Source organism: Anaerolineae bacterium (assembly GCA_025062375.1).
Classification (GTDB): Bacteria; Chloroflexota; Anaerolineae; order SpSt-600; family SpSt-600; genus SpSt-600.
The window spans coordinates 1-3,181 of sequence record JANXAG010000064.1 but is presented as its reverse complement, the minus strand read 5'-3'; the positions used below and the strand labels follow the sequence as shown (position 1 = coordinate 3,181).

The 3,181-nt window shown below is 54.3% G+C and carries 2 protein-coding genes and 2 pseudogenes; all 4 read right to left on the bottom strand.

Going from position 1 to position 3,181, the window contains the following annotated elements; all coding sequences use genetic code 11:
• On the bottom strand, nucleotides 1–270 hold a 270-nt coding region (locus NZ653_09975; protein MCS7287445.1), incomplete at its 3' end, for an ABC transporter permease.
• A gap of 139 nt (nucleotides 271–409) precedes the next feature.
• Nucleotides 410–616 (bottom strand): annotated as a pseudogene (locus NZ653_09970) (ABC transporter substrate-binding protein).
• Between the two features lie 351 nt (nucleotides 617–967).
• Nucleotides 968–2,011 (bottom strand): annotated as a pseudogene (locus NZ653_09965) (ABC transporter substrate-binding protein).
• A 105-nt stretch (nucleotides 2,012–2,116) separates the two neighbouring features.
• Nucleotides 2,117–2,932, bottom strand: a complete 816-nt coding sequence (locus NZ653_09960; protein ID MCS7287444.1) for a basic amino acid ABC transporter substrate-binding protein — start codon at nucleotides 2,930–2,932, stop codon at nucleotides 2,117–2,119.
• Nucleotides 2,933–3,181 lie beyond the last annotated feature (249 nt).

Here is a 3,181-nt window from a genome sequence, read left to right as displayed (position 1 = left end):
CTCCGTAGTCACAAGTTCGTTGGTGCGGATAGCTCTGCCCAGATCGCCCCTCACTATCCTTCCCAGGTAGCGAACATACTGGATAGGGATAGGGTCATCAAGACCCATCCTTTTGCGGAATTCGGCCACCTGTTCAGCGGTAGCACGCTCCCCCAGCATCACCCTGGCCGGATCTCCGGGAATGAAACGGAGGAGGGAAAAAGTAACAATCGATATTCCGATAAGGACAGGTATTAGCATTACCAAGCGCTGAACTATATAACGGATCACGGCCTCCTCCTTTTAATAAAAAGCCTGCAGCGGAGGGGCAGCCCCCCACTGCAGGCTATTCACCTGCTACCCTCCGGCCTCACTCTCCTTTAAAGCCTCCGAAGAAGTAGGACCAGTAGAAGAAATCACCAGTATGGCCCTTGTGGTAAGGATTAGCTTTGTCCCACCAGCGTTCAAAGTTGAAGACAACAGCATCGGCATTGAAGTCAGTGCCATCGTGGAACTTAACGCCTTTGCGGAGGTAGAAGGTCCACTCCAGGCCGTCGGGGGACACTTCCCAGCGCTCGGCGAGGCAAGGGATAACCTCAGTGGTTCCGGGTTTGAAGGTGACAAGCTGCTCAAAGATCTGCTTGCAAACCCAGTAAGACTCACCGTCGGTCTCATCGGCACAGTCCAGGCCCACCGAGTCCCCGCTGCGGGCGTAAATAAGGGTGTCTTTGCCGGGGGCTTCCACAAGCCAGAGGGCTTCGTTGCTGAAGGGATCAGGGTATATGCCTGTCCACTCTTTCCGGTAAGCAATAGCGGAGCTGTTGTGGACGATGGGGATAGCGATAGCTTTCTCAAAGATGAACTTGTTGGCCTCATCGTAAATCTTCTGGCGCTCTACAGGGTCAAGGGTAGAAGCTCCCTTGTCGAGGAGGCTCAGGAGCTCAGGGAAGTCTTTAGGATCGCCGAAACTCATATCAGCACCTTTGCCGAAGAAGACGTCCAGGAAGTTGGTGGCGTCGGCGTAGTCGGCCATCCACCCCAGCATGAAGAGGTCAGCCTCACCGGCGGCCACCTTGTCCAGGTAAGTGCCCCAGTCGTAGGTTACGATTTCAGCGTCAATGCCAACAGCTTTGAGCTGAGCCTGGATTGCTTCGCCGATCTTGTCCGGAACGGGGTAGTAGCCGCGGGAGACAGGCATCACCCAGAGGGTGGTCTTGAAACCTTTGGGATAACCGGCTTCGGCCAGAAGTTTCTTGGCCTTTTCGGGGTCGTAGGTAAAGGATGGCACATCCTTGGAGTGGCCGAAAATGCCGGGCGGGATGAACTGGGTTGCCACTTCGGCCGTGGGCGGGTAGAAGGACTTCACAATAGCTTCTTTGTTGATAGCATAACCTACAGCCTGGCGGACCCTGACATCGTCAAAGGGTTTGCGGGCCCGGTTTATACCCAGGTAGCCGATGTTAAACATGGGTCGGAAGAATACCTGGAGATTAGGGTCTTTCTGGGCTACCGGGATATCATCAGGAGCCATGTTGTCAATCCCGTCCACGGTCCCAGCCTGAAGCTCCAGGAAGCGGGCAGTAGCCTCTTTAATTACCCTGAAGATCACGGTCTTGGTTTTGGCTTTCGGACCCCAATAATCCTCAAAGCGTTCCAGAACGATGCGGTCCTCAGGGATCCACTCCACGAACTTATAGGGGCCAGTGCCCACTGGGTTCTTGAAGAGGTCGCCGCCTCCGCCGAACTTCTTTATGTTTTCGGGGCTAGCAATGCCGAAGGCATTGAAGGCCATCTTCTGGAGGAAAGCCACGTCCATCCGGTTCAGGTAGAACTTGACGGTGTAATCGTCTACTTTCTCAATGTAGCGGAACAAGCTTTTGGCTTCAGGGTTGGGTGGGGGTATCTTGGGGGCAGGTGTCGGTGTTGGGGTTGGCGGCAGGGGCGTGGGTGTTGGTGTTGGCGGGACGGGCGTGGGTGTAGGGGTTGGTGTGGGTGCAGGCTTGCACGCTGCCACCAGGAGCACCAGGACCATAAGTGGCAGCAAAAAGCGTTTAAAGTTACCCATCATCTACCTCCTTAAAGGGTTTTAAAAATTAAATAACCGAACCTCAGAGCGCAGCAAATTGGCCTTTTAGGCCTATGGCCCGTACCACTTCTTAATCAGCTGGTCCAGGATGCCTTTCTCTTTCACCGCCTTGAGGCCCTTATTGATGAGGTCCAGAAGCTCTTTGTTGCCCTTCTTAACCACAATTCCGTAATATTCCTCAGTGAAGGGCTCCCCTACCCACTTGAGCTTGTCGGGGTACTTGGCAACGAAAGACATGGTCAGGGGGCTATCGGCCACTACAGCATCAATGCGGCCCTCCATAAGGTCCATGAAGGCCAGGTCAATGGTATCGTATTCCTTAAGGGTGGCCCCTTCTATCTTAGCGATTTCAAAAGCTCCAGTGGTTCCAATCTGCGCTCCGGCTACTTTACCCTTGAGGTCAGCGGGCCCTTTTATGTCCTGGTTATCAATGCGGACAGCTATAAGCTGGCCGGCGTTGAAATAAGGATCGGAGAAGTCGTATTTTTGTTTGCGTTCTTCGGTTATGGTGACGGAAGAGATAATGGCATCGTATTCTCCGGCTTCAAGGCCCGCAAAGATTCCATCCCAGGCCACGTTCTTAAACTCCACCTCGAGGCCCACTTCCTGAGCTATAGCCCTCATAAGGTCAATGTCAAAGCCCACGATTTCCTTGGTCTTCTCATCTATAAATTCGGCGGGGGGCCAGGTGGCATCGGTAGCTACGATGATTTTCCTCGGGGCTGGTGTAGGCGTTGGGGTGGGTGGGACAGGCGTGGGGGTAGGAGTAGGCGGGACGGGTGTGGGTGTAGGGGCTGGGGTAGCGCATGCCGCGACCAAGAACGCCACAATCACAAGCGGCAATACAAAGCGCTTCAGGCTACCCATCTTTCACCTCCTTAGGTGATTTTAAATTATTATACCGCAAAGGTGAGGAGATTGACAAATTGTGAGGCTGCTTTTCTGCGTTTCAAGAAGGAGATCCATTGAACTTTTGGAAGTTTCCGGGGGCACATCCCCCGGGCCCCCTGCCATGGGGCTAAAGCCCCCTGGACCCCCGATTTTTTCCCCACCCTCGTGGGCTTAGGGTTCGCCACGTTTTTGGGTCCCACTCGTGGGCGAGATGCAGGGGTGGGT